This window comes from Sphingobium sp. RAC03 (genome assembly GCF_001713415.1).
Classification (GTDB): domain Bacteria; phylum Pseudomonadota; class Alphaproteobacteria; order Sphingomonadales; family Sphingomonadaceae; genus Sphingobium.
In genome coordinates this window covers 1,081,508-1,101,956 of the sequence record NZ_CP016456.1, presented here as the reverse complement: position 1 = coordinate 1,101,956, position 20,449 = coordinate 1,081,508, and the positions used below count along the sequence as shown (strand labels likewise).

At 63.2% G+C, this 20,449-nt stretch carries 15 protein-coding genes; 5 read left to right on the top strand and 10 right to left on the bottom strand.

Translation table 11 applies throughout. From position 1 onward, the window contains the following. Window positions 1-24: 24 nt before the first annotated feature. The 8 genes from rpoN to araD1 all read right to left on the bottom strand — a co-directional run bounded on the left by rpoN (window position 25) and on the right by araD1 (window position 11,935). Entirely contained in the window at window positions 25-1,545 is a 1,521-nt protein-coding gene (rpoN, locus tag BSY17_RS09850) for an RNA polymerase factor sigma-54 (RefSeq protein WP_069066892.1), read from the bottom strand. Window positions 1,546-1,679: 134 nt separating this feature from the next. After that, complete coding sequence (lptB, locus tag BSY17_RS09845; protein ID WP_069065385.1) at window positions 1,680-2,465, bottom strand: LPS export ABC transporter ATP-binding protein; 786 nt, start codon at window positions 2,463-2,465, stop codon at window positions 1,680-1,682. Window positions 2,466-2,700: 235 nt separating this feature from the next. Beyond that, a complete protein-coding gene (locus BSY17_RS09840; protein ID WP_069065384.1) occupies window positions 2,701-5,538 on the bottom strand; it encodes a TonB-dependent receptor in 2,838 nt (945 codons plus the stop codon). A gap of 247 nt (window positions 5,539-5,785) precedes the next feature. Beyond that, window positions 5,786-7,213: a glycoside hydrolase family 43 protein gene (locus BSY17_RS09835; protein WP_069065383.1), complete on the bottom strand. Its 1,428-nt coding sequence runs from the start codon at window positions 7,211-7,213 to the stop codon at window positions 5,786-5,788. A gap of 12 nt (window positions 7,214-7,225) precedes the next feature. Beyond that, complete coding sequence (locus tag BSY17_RS09830) at window positions 7,226-8,260, bottom strand: arabinan endo-1,5-alpha-L-arabinosidase (protein ID WP_171899216.1); 1,035 nt, start codon at window positions 8,258-8,260, stop codon at window positions 7,226-7,228. Window positions 8,261-8,423: 163 nt separating this feature from the next. After that, window positions 8,424-9,989: an alpha-N-arabinofuranosidase gene (locus BSY17_RS09825; RefSeq protein ID WP_069065382.1), complete on the bottom strand. Its 1,566-nt coding sequence runs from the start codon at window positions 9,987-9,989 to the stop codon at window positions 8,424-8,426. A 22-nt stretch (window positions 9,990-10,011) separates the two neighbouring features. After that, entirely contained in the window at window positions 10,012-10,938 is a 927-nt protein-coding gene (locus BSY17_RS09820) for a Gfo/Idh/MocA family protein (RefSeq protein ID WP_069065381.1), read from the bottom strand. A 4-nt stretch (window positions 10,939-10,942) separates the two neighbouring features. Beyond that, the gene (araD1, locus tag BSY17_RS09815; protein WP_069065380.1) at window positions 10,943-11,935 is read right to left on the bottom strand and encodes an AraD1 family protein; all 993 of its coding nucleotides are present in this window, start codon (window positions 11,933-11,935) and stop codon (window positions 10,943-10,945) included. A 192-nt stretch (window positions 11,936-12,127) separates the two neighbouring features. Between araD1 and BSY17_RS09810 the strand changes: the two genes are divergently transcribed. Next, a complete protein-coding gene (locus tag BSY17_RS09810; protein WP_069065379.1) occupies window positions 12,128-12,892 on the top strand; it encodes a FadR/GntR family transcriptional regulator in 765 nt (254 codons plus the stop codon). A gap of 215 nt (window positions 12,893-13,107) precedes the next feature. Here the strand turns inward: BSY17_RS09810 and BSY17_RS09805 are convergent, their stop codons facing one another. Beyond that, on the bottom strand, window positions 13,108-14,418 hold the full coding sequence (locus tag BSY17_RS09805; RefSeq protein WP_069065378.1) for a sugar MFS transporter: 1,311 nt from the start codon (window positions 14,416-14,418) through the stop codon (window positions 13,108-13,110). A 123-nt stretch (window positions 14,419-14,541) separates the two neighbouring features. Between BSY17_RS09805 and BSY17_RS09800 the strand changes: the two genes are divergently transcribed. From BSY17_RS09800 to BSY17_RS09785, 4 genes are all read left to right on the top strand, one after another. Further along, complete coding sequence (locus BSY17_RS09800) at window positions 14,542-15,687, top strand: aldose epimerase family protein (RefSeq protein WP_069065377.1); 1,146 nt, start codon at window positions 14,542-14,544, stop codon at window positions 15,685-15,687. After that, on the top strand, window positions 15,687-16,544 hold the full coding sequence (locus BSY17_RS09795; protein WP_069065376.1) for an SMP-30/gluconolactonase/LRE family protein: 858 nt from the start codon (window positions 15,687-15,689) through the stop codon (window positions 16,542-16,544). The genes BSY17_RS09800 and BSY17_RS09795 overlap by 1 nt, the downstream gene beginning before the upstream one ends. 365 nt (window positions 16,545-16,909) lie before the next feature. Then, window positions 16,910-17,848 carry an IS110 family transposase gene (locus BSY17_RS09790; RefSeq protein ID WP_069065375.1) on the top strand — a complete coding sequence of 313 codons (939 nt, stop codon included), beginning with the start codon at window positions 16,910-16,912 and terminating at the stop codon, window positions 17,846-17,848. A gap of 295 nt (window positions 17,849-18,143) precedes the next feature. Then, complete coding sequence (locus BSY17_RS09785) at window positions 18,144-19,085, top strand: IS110 family transposase (protein WP_006966739.1); 942 nt, start codon at window positions 18,144-18,146, stop codon at window positions 19,083-19,085. Between the two features lie 175 nt (window positions 19,086-19,260). Here BSY17_RS09785 and BSY17_RS09780 read toward each other — a convergent pair whose 3' ends face one another. Then, window positions 19,261-20,445, bottom strand: a complete 1,185-nt coding sequence (locus BSY17_RS09780; protein WP_069065374.1) for a cation:proton antiporter — start codon at window positions 20,443-20,445, stop codon at window positions 19,261-19,263. Window positions 20,446-20,449: the final 4 nt, after the last annotated feature.

The following is a 20,449-nucleotide window of genomic DNA, read 5'->3' as shown; positions in this document are numbered from 1 at the left end:
CGGCCTGGTCTCACAACATGGGGATCAGGCCGCCTTCCCCTTCAGCGCCTTCTGCCGCCGCCGTTGCACCGACGATCCAATCCCCATCGCCTCGCGATATTTGGCGACGGTGCGGCGGGCTATGTCCATGCCGCGCGCACGCAACAGCTCGACCAGCGTGTCGTCGGACAGGATGGCCTGCGGCTCTTCGGCCATGATCAGCGTCTTGATATGGCTCTTGACCGCTTCGGCCGAGACGGAGCCGTCGCCTTCCGCGTTCGACACGCCGCTGGTGAAGAAATATTTCAGCTCATATTGCCCGCGCGGGCAGGACAGATATTTGTTCGATGTCACCCGGCTGACGGTCGATTCATGCATTTTGATCGTGTCGGCGACGGTGCGCAGCGTCAGCGGTTTCAAATGCGCCACGCCCTTGCGGAAAAAATCCTCCTGGCAGCGGACGATCTCGCTCGCGACCTTGATGATGGTCTTCTGCCGCTGGTCGAGCGCCTTGACCAGCCAATTGGCGCTGGCCAGGCAATCGGCCAGCCACGCCTTGGCATTCTTGTCCTGCTTGCCGGTCGCCAGTTCGACATAATAGCTGCGGTTGACCAGCACGCGGGGCAGGGTGGCGCTGTTGACCTCAATGCTCCACCCCTCGGCGGTCGGCCGCACGAACAGGTCGGGCGTGACCGGCGCAGCGCGGTCGCTGGAAAATTTAAGGCCAGGCTTGGGGTCATAGCCGCGCAATTCGCGGATCATGTCGGCCATATCCTCCTCATCCACCCCGCAGATGCGGCGCAACTGGGGCAGCGCGCCCTTGGCCAGCAGGTCGAGATTGGCGAGCAGGCGAGCGATGCACGGGTCGTAGCGGTCGGCTTCCTTGGCCTGCAGCGCCAGGCATTCGGCCAGCGACCGTGCGCCGATGCCGGTCGGGTCGAAGCTGTGGATGACGCCCAGCACCCGTTCGACCTCGACCAGCGGCAGGCCCATCGCATGGGCGGTCTGCAACAGGTCCGCCTCCAGATAGCCCGCCTCGCTGATCTGGCCGATCAATTGCGCCGCGACGATCAGGTCCACGCCCGATAGCGCCGCGCGCGCCTGATCCATCAGATGTTCCTGCAGGCTGGCGCCGGGCGCCGCGAAACTGTCGAAATCCGGCGCTTCGTCGCCATAGCCGCCCGTCATCGCGTCCATGCCGCCGCCACCAGCGCCGAGCGCGCTCGCCATACGGTCGCCGGGGCCATCGTCGATGAACGTATCCGCGCCATGATCGACGTCGAGCGGACTGTCCGCGCCGCCCAGCCCCTGCGCGATCAAATCGTCGCTCGCGCCGGTTTCGGCGGCCAGCGTCGGGCGCTCAAGCTCGCGGTCGATGCCGTCGGCGGGCGGCGGACTATCATCGCCGCCACCCGATTCGAGCAGCGGATTTTTCTCCAGTTCGCCCGCGACGAACGCCTCGATCTCCAGATTGGACAGCGCCAGCAGCTTGATCGCCTGCTGCAACTGCGGCGTCATGACGAGCGACTGGCTCTGCCGAATGTCGAGGCGTGGACCCAGCACCATCAGGAAGCGCGCCTTGTGCGGGCGCACCGGCTTGTACCCCTACCCGGACGCCTAGCCAGCCTAGACTGTGGGAGGCCGGGTGGGGGGGCGGGCCGGTGCGGCTCAGAAAGAAAATGCCCCCGCTTCATCTTACATCACAACGAGAAATTCTCGCCGAGATACAGGCGGCGGACGTCGGCATTGGCGACCAGTTCGGTCGGGCTGCCGGTAAACAGCACCTGCCCGTCATAGATGATGCAGGCGCGATCGACGATTTCCAGCGTCTCGCGCACATTATGGTCGGTGATCAGCACGCCGATGCCGCGCGTCTTCAACTGCTTCACCAGGTCGCGAATATCGGCGATCGATAGCGGATCAATGCCCGCAAACGGTTCGTCCAGCAGCACGATCGAGGGATTGGCGGCCAGCGCGCGCGCAATCTCGCACCGGCGGCGTTCGCCCCCCGACAGCGCCATCGCCGCCGAATCGCGCAACCGGGTCAGGCCGAACTCATCGAGCAATTGCTCCAGCCGCGCGGCGCGCGACGCCTTGTCCGGCTCGGCCATTTCCAGCACCGCGCTGATATTCTGCGCGACGGTCAGGCCGCGAAAGATCGAGGTTTCCTGCGGCAGATAACCCAGGCCCAAAATGGCGCGGCGATACATGGGCAGACTGGTAATATCCTGCCCGTCCAGCAGCACGCGGCCGCGATCGGGCCGGACAAGGCCCATGACAGAATAGAAGCAGGTCGTCTTGCCCGCGCCATTGGGGCCAAGCAGGCCGACGACTTCGCCCTTGCCGACGGTCAGCGATACGTCCGACAACACCACGCGATTGTCGTAGCTTTTGGCGATCGAGATGACCGACAGGCCATCGCCCAGCTCGTGCGGGACGGGGGGGCGAGGGGCGGTGGGCCGTTCCTGGGTGGTGACGTCGTGCATGGGTCCATCCTTGCGGCCGGACGGCGAACCGCCCGCGCCAGTTGGCATCCTTTGTGCATGGGATCGCCGCCGGGGCAAGGGGAAAATGGCGCGACTGCCGCGCTGCGGGGCGGGGCGACCCCGCCATTCACCCTCGCTCCAAACAAAAATGGCGGCCGTTCCGGGGTTGGAGAGGAACCCGGAACGACCGCCATATCATGGGGCGCAGCGAGGAGACGCTGCGCTCCATGGGCACTCACTTGAAGGTATAGCGGACACCCAGCGCGAAGGTGCGCGAGAGCAGGGTGGTGCCGAGGTTGAACTGTTCCGGCCCGCCTACATCTTCGAACTTATAATAGGTTTGCTGCTTGGACTTGGTGAGGTTCACCGCGTCGAAGGTAATGCCCAGACGATCGTTGACATTCCAGGTCAGCTGGAGATCCAGGCTCTTTTCCGGGTTGCGCCATACGCCGATCGGGTTGGCGAACAGGCGCGCTTCGTTGTTCGCCAGGAACTCCTTGCGCCAGATATAGGACAGGCGCGCGCCAATCGGACCGTTATCATAGGCGAGCGTCGCATTGTAGCTGAGGTCCGACACGCCGAAGAAGGATGAGGTTGCCTGGCCGACAATGTTGCCCGCCGAGTCCGACTGTGGAATATTCTGCTTGGAATCGAGGATTGTCACGCTGCCCACAAAGCCAAGGCCGTTGAGCGGACCGGGTAGATAGGTGGGGAAGTAGGTCAGACCCAGTTCCACGCCCTTGAGCACGCCGTCCGATGCGTTGACCGGCCGGGTAATGGCGAAATTATTGGTCGCGCCCGCTTCGATGCCGTTGTTGGGGATGAATTCCTGGATGGTGAGCGGTACCACCAGACCCTGGATTTCGCGGCGGAACGCCGTCGCGGTGATCGCGCTGTTGCGGTCGAAATACCATTCTACCGCCACGTCGAAATTCTTCGAATGGGTGGGGGCGAGGTCCGCCGTGCCTGCCGTGCCGCTGCCGTAACCCAGGTTCGTCAGATCGCCAGTCAGATTATAATTGGGGTTGATGTCGCCGAAATTGGGGCGGCGCAGGGTTTCGCCATAGTTGAAGCGCAGGCGCAGATTGTCGAAAATCTCATAGCGCGCAGTGAAGCTCGGCAGCCAGCGATCGGACCCGGAGGAGACGCTGGTCTGCGCCCCTGCATTATAGCGGTCGAAGAAATTATAATCGGTATCGACAGTCACATAACGCGCACCAGCCTGCAATTTCAGCGGGCGGCCAAAGATCGAAATCTCGCCATCGGCCTGCAGATACATGGCGATGGTGCTTTCATCGATGTCGAAGGTCTTCTGCAACGACAATTGGTCGGACGTAGCCAGCCCATAAAGGCCGCGTACCGTATCGGCATTGGCGTTCAACCAATAGCCGTTGGCCAGCGTCCAGCTGGTCGGCACATCGGCGCGACCTTGGTAGAAATCCTTGTTGGTGAAGGCCGCATCTTCGCCCAGGCCCGCGAGGGTGGTCCCCACGAGCGGCCCGCCCCGGTCTTGTGTCCGCAGGGCGGTGGAAGCCCGGCGTTGGTCGATGCGGATGCCGCCCTTGATCTGGCGGATGAAGCCTTCATCCCAGGTATAATAGCCATCGAGCGTGCCGGTGATGGCGCTGCCCTTGTCGCGATTGGCATTGTCGTAAAATTCGGCGACGTTCCAGATGCTGGTATCGTTCAACAGGCTGTCGTCACCGAAATGATAGGACGGAATGCCGCCGCCCGCGTTGAAATCGACGTTGATCGTGTCCGCTACGCGCGTCGTGCGCATAGCGATGAACGATGTCTGCACCTTGCTGGTCTGATAGGCGATGTCGCCGACGATCTTGCCACGATCACCCAAGTCCCATTTGCCGTTCAGGGCATAGACGAAGCTGTCGGTCTTGCTCTTGGTGAAATCGCCACTGTTGAAGCCGAACACCGAATTGGCGGTACGCGACTTTACGATGTTGGTGCCATCATACAGGACAGGTGCCTGCGGATCGGCCCAGAAATCCACGAAGCTGAACTGTAGGCTGTTGAAGGTTTCGCCGCGGAAACCGGCGTAAAAGACTTCGGCGGTATAGACTGAACTGCTGTTGGGCGCCCATTGCAGGGCAACGTTGAAGGAGGGGCGCTCGCGCTTGCCATAAAGGTCGGAACTGAACGCGGCGTCGCGCGACAGATAATAGGGTGTCTCGACGCCATTGACAGGCATCGTTGCGCCGGCTGCCGTCGAAAGACCGCGGTCGAGACCAGGAATCCACGCGCCCTGGCCAGGAACTTGCGCAAATGCGCCGGTGACCGGATCGCGACCAGCCGGGAATATCCGCTGGAATGGGTCCAGACCCGTGCCGTCAGCAGGCGTCATTGTAGCAAACGGCACCAGCGCGCCCGCCGTGACGGTCTGGTCGCGGAACTTGGTGCGGGTGTAGCTGCCATTCACCAAGATACCGATGTCGCCGATGCCGGTTTCCCAGCGGTCGCTGACCAGTAGCGCGACGTTGGGATTATAGGTGTCGGCCTGCTCGTTATAAATGCCGCGCGCCAGGCCCGAAATGGCGAAGCCATCGAAATCGAACGGGCGGCGCGTCTGTACGTCGACCTGGCCAGCCAGACCGGTTTCGATCTGATCTGCCGAGCGTGTCTTGTAGACATCGACCCGGTTGACGAGGTTGGCCGAAATATCCTGCAGCGAAAAGGACTGGCCGGTCGAGGTGAAGATGTTGCGGCCATTGAGCGTGGTCAATGCGTCGGGCAGGCCACGGATCGAAATGCCAGCCGCTTCGCCGCCGGTGCGGTTGGTGACCTGTACGCCGGTCACGCGCTGGAGCGCTTCGATGACATTATTGTCGGGCAATTTGCCGACATCTTCCGACACGATCGAATCGACGATCTGGGTCGATTCCCGGCGGACGTTGAGCGCGCCGACGATCGAGGCGCGGACGCCGGTTACGACTATGTCGGCGACATCGTCTTCGGGCGCTGCCTGCGGCGTTGCGGGGGCGGTTTGGGCCTGGGCAGCGCCAGCCAGCATCAGCGCGAAGAGCGATGCGGAACCCATTACGATCGGCTTGAGGGCCATGTCAGATATCCTCCCTGGAGCTGGCCCTTGGCCATGCGTGAATTACTCGGACTAATTATTGCTCCGACAAATGAATCGCAAGCGGAAAATGAGGGCGTCGCGACACGAATGTCCGGCGCTAGTTACATTATTGCCACAGGCCACGAGCTATCGGGTGTCGATCGGATACCCACATAAGCGAAGGGGCCGGTCTCCTGCTGGAAACCGGCCCCTGGCACCGTATATTTGTCAGACATATTACGCGATGTCAGTCCGCACGCCAGTAAGCCGTAGCGTCCCGGCTCGGCACCAGCCGCAGCTGATCGCCCACGGTGCCGATCGCCTTGCCCGGCGCGGAGATCGCAACGAAGCGCAGCGCGTCGCTGGCCTTCTCCTCGAACCGCACGAACTGGCTGCGCAGCGCGAAATCGGCGCTCTTGCTGTCCTTTTCCAGGCTGATCGACCCATCCTTGGCCGCGACCAGATAATGATCGGGCATCAATATGGGGGACAGCATAATGCTCTTGGCCCCGGCACGGCCCGGCGACTGGCGGAACTGCGTCTGGGGCAGGGCCGGGTTGCCAGCGACCAGGCGGGTGCCGTCATGCGCCATCAACCGCTTGGGGTCGGCCACCGCGATGAACCGTTCGGGCAGCGGGCCATTGCCCACCGGTACGCCGAAATCAGGCGTGCCATCGGCGGTGTAGTAAAGCCGCTGGACGCGGGTATGGCGGTCGGGGTTGAGCAGCGGATCGCCCTGGATCGTCTCATAGTCGCGCCCATGATAGACCAGGATGTCGCGGCCCCGCTCGTCCACGGTGAAGCTGTTATGCCCCGGCCCATAGACGCTGGTGGCGGCATTGGTGACGAACACCGGCTGAGGCGATTTGACCCAGCTCTTGGCGTCCAGCAGGTCGGCATTCTCGTCCGCCGTCAACAGCCCCAGGCAATAGCGCGCATCGGTCGCGCTCGCCGAATAGGTCATGAACAGGCGACCATTGCGATGCAGGATGGCAGGCGCTTCGGCGACCTTGTAGCCGCGGATTTCCCAATCGAGCGTCGGCACGGCGATCCGCGTCGCCTTGCCCAGCTTGAGCGCCGATTCGAGCTTGGCGATATATAGGTTGCTGTTCGTTTCGATGCCCGGCTCGCGCTGCGCCCACACCATGTAGCGCGTGCCCTTGTGCGTGAAGATAGTCGAATCGAGGTTGAAACTGTCCCAGGGCGTCTGCAATTCGCCCAGCACGCTCCATTTGCCGACCATCGGGTCGGGGCCGTCGCACACCACCGCATAGGAGCGGATGCGAAACACATCCTCGCCGCCGCCGCTCGGACCAGCGGCGAAATAGACGATCCACTTGCCGTCCACCATATGCAGTTCGGGCGCCCACAGGAAGCCCGACATCGGCCCGGTCTTTTCATGCCGCCACAGCACCGCTTCGGTCGCGGTGGCCAGGCCCGCGATCGTCTTCGAGCGGCGCAACACCAGCCGGTCATATTCGGGGACCGACCCGGTCATATAATAATAGCCATCGTCATGGCGGAAGATCTGCGCGTCGGCGCGCTGCTTGATCAGCGGGTTGACCGGCACGGGGCCGTCAGCGGTCGGTGCAACGGGTATCGCGCCCAGCTTGCCGCAGGCAGCCGGCAATATCGCGGCACCGGCCAGGAAGAGGCGGCGGTTGATGTGGTTCATAGAGTCGTTTCCTCAATAATCTGCGACAGGCCAGCCGTCCGCGCCCCAGCGCACCGGCGCGATGCGCAGGGTGGGGGCACCGTCGGCTTGCTTGTCATAAGCGTGGTAGACGACATAATCTTTGCCGTCCTTATCGTGCAGCCACCCGGCATGGCCGGGGCCACGGAAACGCTGCTGCTCCTGCAAATCCGCGCGCAGGAAGATGGTGCCGCCACCCTCCATCATCGCACTGCCATCCTTGCCAAGATACGGCCCGGTGATGTCCTTGGACCGGCCGATCACGGTATAATAGGTGCTGTTCACGCCCTTGCAGCAATAGTCGTAGGACGCCATCAGCCAGTAATAGCCGCCATGGTCGATGATGAAGGGGGCTTCGACCGGGGCTGGGCCGCCTGCGGGTGCCGCGCGGCGTGCGATGGAGACGGGCTTGGCCGTCGCATCCTTGGGCTTGCCGCTCTTGGGGTCCAGCTCGAATAATTTGAGGCCGGTCCAGAAGCTGCCGAGCGAAAGCCAGTGGCGGCCTTCGCGGTCGATGATGAAATTGGGGTCGATGGCATTATAGTCATCGTCCTTGGTGGACATGACGACCATGCCTTCATCGCGCCATTTGAAATCGGGCGACTTGGGGTCGAGCGTCGGACTGGTGGCCAGGCCGATCGCCGAGCGGTTCGATCCAAAGGTCGAGACGGAGTAATAAAGCCGGTAGCGGCCATCCACGAAGCTGATGTCGGGCGCCCACATCCCATCGCTGCCGGGAATCGCCTGCTTCGCCCAATCGGGCAGCGCGGTGAACACCGGCGGCCCGGCCGTCCAGCGCACAAGGTCGGGTGAAGTGCGCGTTTCGATCAGCCGCTGGCCATGGCCGGTGCCGAACACATGATAGACATCGCCCTGCCGGATGATCACCGGATCATGGGTAGGGGCGAGGTCGCCGGTCAGGCGGCTGTTGAGCGTAGGCGCGCTCGACGGGCTGGCGGCGGGCTGGGCGAGGGCCGGGCCAGCAAGGCTGATCGCCGCAAGACAGGCGAATTGAGCAATTTTGAACAATGTCTGTCCTCTTCACAGATAGGGGTGGCGAAAAATTCCGTCCCACCAACCCGTTCGGGCTGAGCCTGTCGAAGCCCTGCACTTTTGCCCGAAGGGAAGTGCGGCCCTCCGACAAGCTCAGGGCGAACGGGGAGGGGAGGCCGAACCTCCCCTCCAGATCGCCTTATTGCAGGTCCAGCACTACCACCGACATCGGCGGCAAGGTGACGGTCAGCGTCCCGCCATTTACCTGCGCACCGGTGAAGGCCGCGGGCTTGACGGTTTCGGGCGCATCGAACGTGTTATGCGCGTTCATCACGCCAGCGGTCAGGACGCGGCCCGATACTGTTCCGGCGGTCAGGCCGTCGAGCTTGACGGTCACCGTGTTGGGCTGGGTGGGATCGAGGTTGGACAGGCCGACATGAACCTTGCCATCCTTGCCGCGCACCGCAGACCCGCTGACCGCGGGCATCACGAACTGGTCCTTATTATACCAGGGCGTATCGATGCTGATCGGCAGGACCGTCGCATCCTGCCACGGCTTGTACATTTCGAACACATGATAGGTGGGGGTCAGCACCATCTTCTTGCCTTCGGTCAGGATCATCGCCTGCAGGACGTTCACCATCTGGGCGATGGCGCTCATCTTCACCCGGTCGGCATGTTTGGCGAAGATGTCGAGATGGATGGATGCGACCAGCGCATCGCGCAGCGTATTCTGCTGACGCAGGAAGCCGGGATGCGTGCCCGGATCTTGCGCATACCAGGTGCCCCATTCGTCCACCGCCAGGAAGACGCGCTTCTTGGGATCATATTTGTCCATGATGGCGGTATGCTTGGTGATCAGCTCATCCATATGGACGGCCTTGGCCAGCGTGTCGGCCCACAAAGTCTCGTCGAAATTCACCGGGTCCGCCTTGGGCGGCCAGCCACCCTGGGGCAGGGTATAATAATGAAGCGAAACGGCGTCGAGCTGATCGCCCGCCTCCCGCATCATCACCTCGGTCCAGTTATAATCATCGACATTGGCACCCGCCGCGATCTTCAGGATCTTGGTACCGGCAGGCGCCTTGATGAAGGTGGCATAGCGGCGCGTCACGTCGGCGGCATATTCGGCGCGCATATTGCCGCCACAGCCCCACAGCTCGTTGCCGATGCCGAAATAGGGAACCGCCCAGGGTTCCTTATGCCCGTTCTTGGCGCGCTCGTCGGCCAATGTCCCCGCGGGCGAGGTCATATATTCGACCCACTCGCCCATTTCCTGCGGGCTGCCATTGCCGACATTGCCCGCGACATAGGCCTCCGCGCCGATCTGGCGGATCAGTTCGAAAAATTCATGCGTGCCGACCGTATTGGGTTCGGTCACGCCGCCCCAATGGGTGTTGATCTTGACCGGGCGCTTGGCCTTGCCGCCAATGCCCTCCCGCCAATGATATTCATCGGCAAAGCAACCACCGGGCCAGCGCACGACGGGCACCGACAGATTCTTGAGCGCGGAGATCACATCGTTGCGAAAGCCGTTGGTGTTGGGGATCGACTTGTCGTTGCCGACCCACAGCCCGCCATAAATGCCATTGCCCAGATGTTCGGCGAACTGGGTGAAGATGCGCTTGTCATAGACCGGGCCGGGCTGCGCCGCATTGATCGTCGCGGTGGTCGGCTTGCCGTTGGTGTCGGCAAAGGCACTGGTCGTCAGAGCACTGGCGCAAAGCAGCAGTGCGGCGGTGGTACGGCGCAGGGTTTTTATCATGTCGTCCTCTCCCATTTGGAAATCAGTCTTGAAAAGCGTCGGTCGGTTCGCGGCGGCCGCGCAGGAAGGCGTCGGCGACCAGCCGCAACGGGCTGGTATCGACATCGCTGCGCCCACCCCGGATCAGTGTGGCGAACCGGCTGTAGAGCCCTGGATATTCGACATCCTCGCCATGTTCGGTGCCGCTCGGCAGCGTCAGCACCGCGCCGCCATGCGCCAGCTTCAGCGTACCTGCGTCGGTGTCGACGATGATGTCCCAGCTTTGCGGGCCGGTCTGCCGCCAGTCGAGGTCCATGTGGATCGGCGCGCCGCCAGTATCGCGGAAATGCAGGTCGGCCGCGATCGGCGCAGCGCGGTTCTCCGGCAGCACCAATGTCGCCTCTTTCAGGAAGAAGGGGCGCGGCAGGATATGGGTGACGATCGAGAGTGCATTGATCCCCGGATCGAACACGCCAAGCCCGCCCGGCTGCCAGATCCACGCCTGACCCGGATGCCACACGCGCACATCCTCGCGCCAGACGATCGACACTTTCTCGATTTTCCGCTCGGCTAGCCAGGCGCGGGCCGGGGCGACACCCGCCGCGAACCGACTGTGCCAGGCGGCGAACAGGGTCGCATCGACCTTGTCCGCCTGAACCTTGAGAGCCTCGACCTCCGCCAGCGTCGCGCCGGGGGGCTTTTCCAGAAAGACGTGGATGCCTTTGGCCAAGGCCTGCGCCGCCAGATCATAGCGGACCTGCGGCGGGGTGCAGAGCGCCACCGCGTCGACCGCCGGACCTTCGGCCAGCAGCGCATCGAGGCTGGCCAGATGCGGCACCCCCGTCAGCCCGGCATCATGCGGACTGACGGTCGCGGCCAGGCTGAAGGCATTATTGCCCCGGATCGCCGGGACATGCTGGTCGCGCGCAATCTTGCCGATGCCGATGATCGCGATACGGATCGGGTCCATCGCTTCAGAGCGCCTTAACGGCCACTTCCTGCGGCGCGGCGCGCGTCAGCACATTGCGCACCGGCAGGGTGAAGGGCGCGGCGAGAATCTCGAACACATCGCCCTCTTGGCAGGCGACGCCGTCGCTGAACGACAGGGTCGCCGTGCCAAAGAAATGGACATGAACGTCGCCCGCGCGGCGGAACAGGTCATATTTGAAATGATGATGTTCCAGGTTCGCGAAGCTGTGCGACATATTGCCTTCGCCCGACAGGAACGGCTTTTCCCAGATCGTCGCGCCATCGCGCAGGATGCGGCTCGATCCTTCGATATGCTCCGGCGGTTCGCCGACCAGCAGTTCGGGGCCAAGCGCGGCCTGGCGCAGCTTGGAGTGGGCCAGCCACAGATAATTGTGCCGCTCGGTCACATGGTCGGAAAACTCGTTGGCGAGCGCGAGGCCGAGGCGATAGGGCGTGCCATCCTCGCCGATGATGTAGATGCCTGCCAGCTCCGGTTCCTCGCCGCCATCCTTGGCAAAGGCGGGCATGGTCAGCGGATCGGTCGGGCCGACCAGTTGCGACCCGTCGCCCTTGTAGAACCATTCGGGCTGCTGTCCCGTCTCGCCGGGGGCAGGCTTGCCGCCCTCCAGCCCTTCCAGGAACATGCGCATCGAATCGGTCTGCTTTTCGACCGCTGCCGCCTCGCGGTGCATCTTGTCGCGACCCTCGGCCGAGCCGAGATGCGTCAGACCGGTGCCGGTCAGCAGGACATGTGCGTCATCGTCATGGTCGATCGGCGCGAGCAGGCGGCCCGCTTCGAATTCGGCGGCGATGTCCACCGCGTCGCCCTTGGGCGCGGCTGCCACGGCGGCGGTCAGGCTGATGCCCTGCGCGATGGCATGCAGCGCCAAAGCGCGGATCGAGGTGAAGCCGACCACGAAGGCGGCGCTGTCGCCTTGCGCGGCGATAACGCCCCGTTCGCCGCTTGGGGCACGGTGCTGCAACAGGCGCAATGTCATGAAAATCTCTCCTCCCGCGCGCCACTGACGGCGCTGAACGCTTGCCGAAGACACGCCATCGTCCACCTCGACCAAAGCCGGGGCGGCAGTGAATCTCCGAATTACTCCGACATATTACAGGAAGATGGTAATGGCAATGCTTGTATTATAGACGGAGTTGTGCCTGATAGTTGGGGGGCGAGAGGAGCAGGAATGGCGAAGGAAGATCCGTCTTTGCACGGGGATGAGGCGGAGACGGGCGCATCGGCGAAGATTGCGCGTGGCCCCGGCAGGCGGCTGCACGGCGCGATCGCGCACAAACTCGGCACGGCCATCTTGTCCGGCCAATATGCCCCCGGTGACGTCCTGTCGGGCGAAGTCGCCTTCGCCGAGGAACTGGAAGTCTCGCGCAGCGCCTATCGCGAAGCGATCCAGGTGCTGACCGCCAAGGGGCTGGTGGAAAGCCGCCCCAAGGCCGGAACGCGGGTCTTGCCGCGCACCCGCTGGAACCTGCTCGATCCCGAAGTGCTGGCCTGGGCCTTTGCCGGGGAACCGGACATCCAGTTCGTGCGCGACCTGTTCGAACTCCGCGCCATCGTCGAACCGGCGGCGGCGCGGCTGGCGGCACAGCGGCGTGACAAGGAAGATCTGCGGCTGATGAAGGAAGCGCTCGCCGCGATGCGCCGCCACACGCTGGCCACCGAATTGGGCCGCGCGGCCGACCGCGATTTCCACAATGCCATCCTGAACGCGACCCGCAACGACGCGCTGCAGGTGCTGTCCGCCAGCATCGGCGCGGCGGTCAACTGGACCACCCAATATAAACAACGCGCCCGCGCCCTGCCGCGCAACCCTATCCCCGACCATGTCCGCGTCTATGACGCGATCGCCGCCGGCGACACGGCCGCCGCGGCCGAGGCGATGGGCGTGCTGGTCGACCTGGCATTGGAAGACACCGCCAGCGCGATGGGCGGCTAATCCTCCCCAATATCTAAATCCTCCCCTGTAAGGGGAGGGGGACCGTTCGCGAAGCGAATGGTGGAGGGGTGTCACCCTATCGATAGGGCAACACCCCTCCGTCAGGGCTACGCCCTGCCACCTCCCCTGCCAGGGGAGGATTTCATACAAATAAAAAATGGCCGGAGCGGACATCCCGCTCCGGCCTTTTCAGCGTCCCATGTGCAACCCTGGCCTTATTCCGCCACGGCCTGTTGATCGGGCAAGGCGTTCGTCACCTTCGACCCCCACAGCGCGTAGAACAGAATGTACAGTTCGCACGCGGCGGTCAGCAGGAACGACCATTGCAGGCCATATTCGTCCGCCAGCCAGCCCTGCACCACCACCAGCGCGCCACCGGCGATCGCCATGATCAGCAGGCCCGAACCCTCTTCGGTCAACGGCCCCAGGCCCTTGATGCCGAGCGTGAAGATGGTCGGGAACATGATCGAATGAAACAGGCCGACGAGGATCAGCGCCCACATCGCGATCGGCCCCGTGGTGAACACGGTGACCAGCATAACGATGAACGCGCCGATCGAGAAGGCGGCCAGCACATGGCCCGCATCGAACTTCTGCATGATCGCGGCGCCCAGGAAGCGGCCGATCATCATGCCCGCCCACAGGAAGGTCAGATAGCGCCCGGCCTGTTCATAGGTCAGGTTGGCAATGTCAGGCTGGCTGACGAAATTGATGAACAGGTTGGCGACGCCGATTTCCGCGATTAGATAGATGAAGATCGCGGGCACGCCCCACACCAGATTGCGGTGGTTCCAGAGCGAATGTTTCTTGCGCTCTTCCTTGCTGTGACGCGACGTCGCATTGCCCATGGCGGGCAGGGGGAAGCGCGCGATGATCACCGCCAGCACCACCAATATGACGGCGACGATGATATAGGGCAGGATCACCGACTGCGCGTCGGCCAGCCGTTCGGCCTGCGTCAGCACCGTGCCGGTTTCGGCCGTGCCACCCTTGGACCGGCCCAGGATCAGATAGGCCCCGAACAGCGGCGCGAGCATCGTGCCCGCCGAGTTCATCGCCTGCACCAGATTAAGGCGCGAGGAGGCGGTTTCGGGCTTGCCGACCACCGCAACATAGGGGTTGGCCGCGACCTGCAGCAGGGTGATGCCGCTCGCGATGACGAACAGCATCAGCAGCGTGACGCCATAAGAGGGGATCGACGCCGCCAGCGTCATGCCCAGCGCGCCCGCCGCCATGACGAGCAGTCCCACCACCAGCGATTTCTGATAACCGACCCGCTCGATCAGCTTGGCCGACGGGATCGACGCGACGAAATAGGCGATGAACCACACCGATTCGATCAAAGTCGTCTGGGTGTAGCTCAAATCGAACACGCTGCGCAGATGCGGCAGCAGCGTGTTGTTGATGACGGTGATGAAGCCCCACATGAAGAAGAGGCTGGCGAGCAGGCCCAGCGCCGGGCCATAGCGCGTTGCGGGATTATGCGTCGCGGTGACGCCCGCGCCTGATGTTACGGGTCCTGCCATCCATCCTTCTCCACTGCATTTCCGGGGACGGGCGACCCGGATAGGGGTTGCGCCCGCTTATTTTGTCGGAGTATATTCCCCGAAACCGCGCGTCAATGGGCGGTCGGTATCGGGAGGAAGTCCATGCAAAAGGTCATCATCAAAACAGCGCTGTCATACGCATTGGCCATGGCGCTGACAAGCACGGCGGCGCTGGCCGCCGACGCCAGCCGCGCGCCCGCAGGCACGCTGGCGGACGGTACGGCGGTGGAAACGATCACGCTGACCAATGCTGCTGGCGTATCGGCCAAGATCCTGACCTATGGCGCGACGCTCCAGTCGCTGTCGGGGCCGGACAAGGATGGCAAGATCGCCGACGTGCTGCTCGGCTATGATGATCTCAAGGGCTATGTCGATCACCCCAATTATTTCGGCGTGACCGTGGGCCGCTATGCCAATCGCATCGCGGGCGGCATGTTCAAGCTGGGCGACACCAGCTATCAGCTCCCGCTCAACGACAAGACCAATTCGCTGCATGGCGGTGACAAGGGCTTCGACAAGCTGCCCTGGAAGGTCGTGTCGGTAAAGAGCGGCCCGACCGCCACCGTGGTCCTCTCCCTCGTCAGCGCCGATGGCGATTCGGGCTATCCCGGCAAGCTCGACACGACCGTCACCTATACGCTCGACGAAGCGGGCAATCTCGGCATCGTCTTCGCCGCCAAGACCGACAAGCCGACTATCGTCAACATGACCAACCATGCGATCTTCAACCTCGCGGGTGAAGGGTCGCCCGATGGCGCGCTCGGCCATATGCTGACGATTCCGGCCAAAGCCTATACGCCGGTGGATGAAAAGCTGATCCCGACCGGCAAATTGAAGCCGGTCGACGGCGGCGTGTTCGATTTCCGTAGCCCCCGCCGCGTCGCCGATGGCATTCGCGACGGGCGTGACCAGCAGATCGTCTATGGCCGCGGCTATGACCATAATTGGGCGCTCGACAAGGGCGCAACCAAGGCACCCGAACTGGCGGCGCGGCTGGAAGATCCCGTGTCGGGCCGGGTGCTCGAAGTGCTGACCACCGAACCCGGCGTGCAATTCTACGCCGGCAATTTCCTCGACGGCACGCTGGTCGGCAAGGGCGGCCATCTCTACCGCATGGGCGACGGCATCGCGCTGGAGCCGCAGAAATTCCCCGATGCGCCCAACAAGCCCGCCTTCTTGTCGGCGCGGGTCGATCCCGGCAAGCCCTATCGCCATGCGATGGTTTATCGGCTGTCGGTCAAGCGCTGATGACGGCCTGGCGTCTGATCGAACGGGGCGTTGCCGACACGCTGGGCGAAGGCACGCTCTGGTCGGCGCGCGATAATGCGGTCTATTGGGTCGATATCCTGGCCCCGGCGCTCAACCGGCTGTCCCTTGCGGACGGCACGGTCGAGCGCTGGGCCATGCCCGAACCGCTCGGCTGGGTGGTGGAACGCGAAGGGGGCGGCTTTGTCGGCGGCTTCCAGAGCGGCTTTGCAGATATTAGCCTCGATCCACTGACGATCACACCCTTCGGCGACCCCGAACCGCATTTTCCTGGCAACCGCATGAATGATGGCAAGGCGGATGCGCAGGGGCATATCTGGTGCGGCACGATGGACATGGCCGAGGAGCATGATCGCGGGACGCTCTACCGGCTCGCACCCGACCGCAGTTGGAGCGTGATCGACGCCGACTATCGCGTGCCAAACGGCCCCGCTTTCTCGCCCTGTGGCCGCTGGCTCTATCATAGCGATACCGCCAAGCGACAAATGTACCGCTTCGCCCTGACGGGGGAGGGCGCCACCGATCGCCAGCCCTTCCTCCGCTTTGCCCAGGCAGATGGCTATCCCGACGGGATGACCGTGGATGCCGACGGCCATATCTGGGTCGCCCATTGGGGCGGTGGGCGGGTCAGCCGCTTCACGCCCGATGGCGTGCTGGACCGCTCGATCGCACTGCCCGCGCGGCAGGTGACCAACATCTGCTTTGGCGGGGCCGACCTCGACCGCATGTTCGTCAGTTCCGCGACGGTGGGGCTGGACGACGTCACGCCGCACGATGGCGGCTTCTTCGAAGTCGATTGCGGCGTGCGCGGTCTGCCGACCCACCAATATGCAGGCTGACGCCTAGAGCATGATGACTTTAAGTCGCATCACTCCGTTCGCCCTGAGTAGGGCTGAGCTTGTCGAAGACCCGTATCGAAGGGTCGGCTGCGCTTATATCCTTCGATATGCCATTTGCCCTTCGGTCGTCTGCGACTCCGACTTCGCTCAATGCCTGTCCTTGCATATTGGGGTTGGCATTTATTTCAGCCTTGGTTGAATTGGTGCCGACCTGTCTGGGGTCATGACCCCGGACAGGTCGGAGCGGATAGGCTGTGCCTGTCCTTGGGCATAAAGCTCGCGATCCTCAGCAAAGCCGTCCGCTCCATCCATGATCGTCTCGAACGGTTGCCTGAGCCTTGAGCTCGTATGCAAGGTGGAGAAACATGATGTCGAACCAATATGTTGCCGTCGATGTATCTAAGGCGGCACTCGATATTGCCTTACCGGGGGCTAACGGGGTTTGGCGCCGTACCAATTCGGTGGCGGGGATCGCGGCTTTAAGAAGGCGGCTCGCGACCCTTGAACATCCCCATATCGTCTGCGAGGCAACGGGCCGCTATGGCCGGTTGCTCGCTCGCCAGATGGGAGCGGCGGGGATCGCCATGAGCATCGTCAATCCCAGGCAAGTGCGGGATTTTGCTAGAGCGAGCGGTCAACTCGCCAAAACCGATGCGCTTGACGCTGGCATCATCCTACGCTTCGCTGACGCCATGCAGCCCGCCAGAACACCGCCAACACCTGAAAATCAGGCTCGCCTTGCCGAGCAAGTGCGCAGAAGGCGGCAACTGGTCGGTATGCTGGTTACCGAAAAGCAGCGTCTGTCCGGCCTCGATGACGCCGAAACGCTGGCTTCGATCCGCGAGCACATTGCCTTCCTGCAAGGACAAATCGGCCAGTGCGATGCGCGCATAACGGCTGAAATCGCGGCTGATGCCACGCTCGCGCGCAAAGCTATGCTGCTGGAGTCTATTCCAGGCATCGGCGCCACGACAGCGGCAGTGCTGATCGCCGAACTCCCCGAACTTGGTATCGCTGACAAAAAGCAGATCGCAGCCCTTGCCGGCATCGCTCCCATGAACCGTGACAGCGGCCAGTGGCGCGGTCAGGCGCATATTACCGGCGGCCGACTCTCGGTCAGATGCGCGCTCTACATGGCAACATTACCCGCCATCCGCTTCAATCCAACCATCCGCGACTTCTACCAGCACCTCCGCGCGGGAGGCAAAGCGCCCAAAGTCGCCATCACCGCCGCCATGCGAAAACTCCTCATTATCGCAAACGCCATCGTCCAGCAGGATAAACCATGGGCCAATCTCGCTTGACACCCAATACGGTTGCTGAGCGCCTGCCTTGGCAGGCAGTCGAAGGGGCTACTCAGGACGAACGGTTCTGAGTAAACTCATCACGCTTGTCTTATGACTTTGTGGTCCGTTCGGGTCAGGATGCGATGTCCGGTCCGGGGTGGCCACCCCGGACCGGACGGAAGGGGACGGATCGCAAAACCGCTGGTCGTGAAGGGACCGGGTTAGAGTAGGATCGCCCCTTTCTTTTTCATCAGGCCCGAACGGATACCGGGGCTTTTAAGGCCCGGATGACAAGCATGGGACAGCGAAAAAGATGAGCAACTCTCTACCACAAACCATCGGCATCGACATCTCCAAAGCGACGTTGGACTGCTATGTCCATCCCATCGGGATCGAGCGCCAGTTCCCCAACACCACCAAGGGCCACAAGACCCTGATCGCATGGGCCGGGCAATGGGAGGTCGAGCGGATCGCCTATGAGGCTACCGGCATCTACCACCGCGCGCTGGAGGTCGCGCTCGGCCATATGCCCTGCGTCAAGCTCAACCCGGAACGGGCAAGGCGCTTCGCTCAGGCGACAGGCACGCTCGCCAAGACCGATCGCATCGACGCCAGGCTGCTCGCACGGATGGCGGTGACGCTGAAACCCCCGGTCAGGCCCGCCCGAAGCCCGCAGCAGAACCAACTGGCCGAACTCGTCAACGCCCGCGATGGTCTGGTGCGTGATCGCACCGCGCTCAAAAACCGCGAAAAGAACCTCACCGTCACGCTGCTTAAGCGCCAGTGCAGCCAACGGCTCGAACAGATCGCTCGCCACATCGCTGCGCTCGACGCTGAAATCGCGGCCGTCATTGCCGCAGATGAAAAGCTCGTCCGGCGCCACCACATTCTCACCAGCATCGCTGGCCTCGGCACACTCACCGCCAACCAGATCATCGCCACCATGCCCGAACTCGGATCGCTCGATAACAAGCAGGCTGCCTCGCTCGCCGGACTTGCCCCGGTCGCGCGCCAGTCCGGCCAATGGAAAGGCAAAAGCTTCATCCGCGGCGGTAGGGCCAATGTCCGACAGGCTCTCTACATGCCTGCTCTGGTCGCCGCCCGATTCAATCCAAACCTCAAGGCCAAATACCAGCAGCTCATCGCTGCCGGAAAACCCGCCAAAATCGCCATCACAGCCATCATGCGAAAGCTCATCGTCACCGCAAATGCGCTACTCAGGGCAGATCGTCTCTGGACCACAGCATGCGCTTGACCATCACGGATACTCTAAAGAGCGCGCGCAAAGGGGCTTGCGGCCCGGCGCGGAATCTGTTTTATGGCGCGAGACAGCGTTGTCATACCTCTCCAAAGTGGGGCAACGCTGCAATCCCGGACGGCCCGCTACGGCGAACTGCACGCGCCATGGGTCGTCCGGGACGATTTTTCCCTTATCGCTGCACCAATTTCGCCAGGCCCCGGCGCGCCATGGGCATGGTCAGCATGGTGCTGCCGATCGCCATCAGCAGCAGCGCGGTAAAGCTGGTCCCGGTGATGATCTGCCGATCGAGCAGGATATTGGCGAAGATGATCATGATCAGCGCCTTGGTTTGCAGCAGCCAGCCGATCACCCCGGCCTCGCCCTTGGGCCAGCCCAGGATTCGCCCGGCCAGTGCCACCCCGGCCAGCTTGCCGACCACGGCAGCGGCCAACAGCAGCAATGCGCCGCCGATCACCTCGAACCCGCCCATATCCCATTGGGTGCGCAGGCCTGTGCTCAGGAAAAAGACCGGCATCACCGTCAACAACATATGATCGCGCAGCATATCCATCTGCGCTTCGTCGAACCATTGCTTGTCCAAAATCGCGCCCGCCAGGAACGCCCCCACCATGAAATGCAGCCCGGCCCAATCGGCGGCAAAGCCCAATAGCGCGAGCGACAGCATCCCCAGATACAGCCGGTCGCGCCCGCCGATTCGCCGCATCACCGCGCGCAACCCCCAGGCGACGAACGGGAACAGCAGCAGGAATCCCGCCTGCCGCTCGACCCGCGCCCAATCGAGCAGGATCAGCGCCAGCACGCCCCAGATGGCGATATCGTCCAGGCTGGCATAGCGCAGCACCCGTTGCCCCAGCGGCTGGCGCAGGATGGTGAGCCGATCCATCAGCAAAACCAATATGGGCAGGGCGGTCACCGCGCAGGCCATCCCCATCCCCAGCAAAGCCTGCCAATGCTGCCCCTTCGCGCCGATCCAGCCCGGCTGCGTCAGGATCAGCGCGGCGGCCAGCGCCCCCAGCACCAGCGGCGTGACCAACGCCAATCCCGCCGTCGTCCATGTCTCGCGCCGCGCGACCCAGGCCTGGTGCAAGTCCAGTTCGATCCCCGCCAGCCAGACGAAGATCATCACCGCCCACCAGGCGATGCCGTTGAGCGCGGCGATGACGCCGGGCGGAAACAGGAAATCATGCACTTGCGGCAGCGCGACGCCCAGCACGCCGGGGCCAAGCAGCACGCCCGCAACGATCTGCACCACCACCAGCGGCGCCCAATTGTCGGTGCGCAGCACGCGCCACACCAGCCAGGGCAACCCCATGACAAGCGCCAGCGCGAGCAGAAAAGTCTCCGTGATCGTCATGCCC

Coding starts and splice junctions, on each gene's coding strand:
- rpoN (WP_069066892.1), bottom strand. CDS start 1,545: ATGGTGCTGGGTCCACGCCTCGACATTCGGCAGAGCCAGTCGCTCGTC.
- lptB (WP_069065385.1), bottom strand. CDS start 2,465: ATGCACGACGTCACCACCCAGGAACGGCCCACCGCCCCTCGCCCCCCC.
- BSY17_RS09840 (WP_069065384.1), bottom strand. CDS start 5,538: ATGGCCCTCAAGCCGATCGTAATGGGTTCCGCATCGCTCTTCGCGCTG.
- BSY17_RS09835 (WP_069065383.1), bottom strand. CDS start 7,213: ATGAACCACATCAACCGCCGCCTCTTCCTGGCCGGTGCCGCGATATTG.
- BSY17_RS09825 (WP_069065382.1), bottom strand. CDS start 9,989: ATGATAAAAACCCTGCGCCGTACCACCGCCGCACTGCTGCTTTGCGCC.
- BSY17_RS09820 (WP_069065381.1), bottom strand. CDS start 10,938: ATGGACCCGATCCGTATCGCGATCATCGGCATCGGCAAGATTGCGCGC.
- araD1 (WP_069065380.1), bottom strand. CDS start 11,935: ATGACATTGCGCCTGTTGCAGCACCGTGCCCCAAGCGGCGAACGGGGC.
- BSY17_RS09810 (WP_069065379.1), top strand. CDS start 12,128: ATGGCGAAGGAAGATCCGTCTTTGCACGGGGATGAGGCGGAGACGGGC.
- BSY17_RS09805 (WP_069065378.1), bottom strand. CDS start 14,418: ATGGCAGGACCCGTAACATCAGGCGCGGGCGTCACCGCGACGCATAAT.
- BSY17_RS09800 (WP_069065377.1), top strand. CDS start 14,542: ATGCAAAAGGTCATCATCAAAACAGCGCTGTCATACGCATTGGCCATG.
- BSY17_RS09795 (WP_069065376.1), top strand. CDS start 15,687: ATGACGGCCTGGCGTCTGATCGAACGGGGCGTTGCCGACACGCTGGGC.
- BSY17_RS09790 (WP_069065375.1), top strand. CDS start 16,910: ATGATGTCGAACCAATATGTTGCCGTCGATGTATCTAAGGCGGCACTC.
- BSY17_RS09785 (WP_006966739.1), top strand. CDS start 18,144: ATGAGCAACTCTCTACCACAAACCATCGGCATCGACATCTCCAAAGCG.
- BSY17_RS09780 (WP_069065374.1), bottom strand. CDS start 20,445: ATGACGATCACGGAGACTTTTCTGCTCGCGCTGGCGCTTGTCATGGGG.